The sequence below is a fragment of the Corynebacterium sp. UMB8791 genome, assembly GCF_054166365.1.
In genome coordinates, this window is the sequence record NZ_JBSZCG010000067.1 from 1 (window position 1) to 325 (window position 325).

Here is a 325-nt window from a genome sequence, read left to right on the forward strand (position 1 = left end):
CGGTACGCAGCGAAAAGTACCTGATTATTGAGAGCTCCTCGAAGACTACTTCCGAGGTTTGGTACCTGGACGCCAGTGACCCGACTGGTGAGTTCACCTGCGTGCGCCCGCGTGAGGCCGGTGTTGAATACGACATCGATCACGCCGTCATTAGCGGCCGGGATATGTGGCTGATTACACACAATATGACTGGTTCGAACTTCTCACTGGCCATGGTGCCGGCGGGGTCTTTCGACAGCATTTCGGATCTCACTGAGCTGGTTGCCCACCGCGATGACGTCCGCGTTGAGGGCGTCGACTGCTTCGCTGGGCACATCGCGTTTGG

The 325-nt window shown here is 57.8% G+C and carries 1 pseudogene; it reads left to right on the forward strand.

The annotated features are described in order from the left end of the window. A pseudogene (locus ACXIUA_RS01865) lies at positions 1 to 325 on the forward strand (oligopeptidase B); the annotation flags it as partial.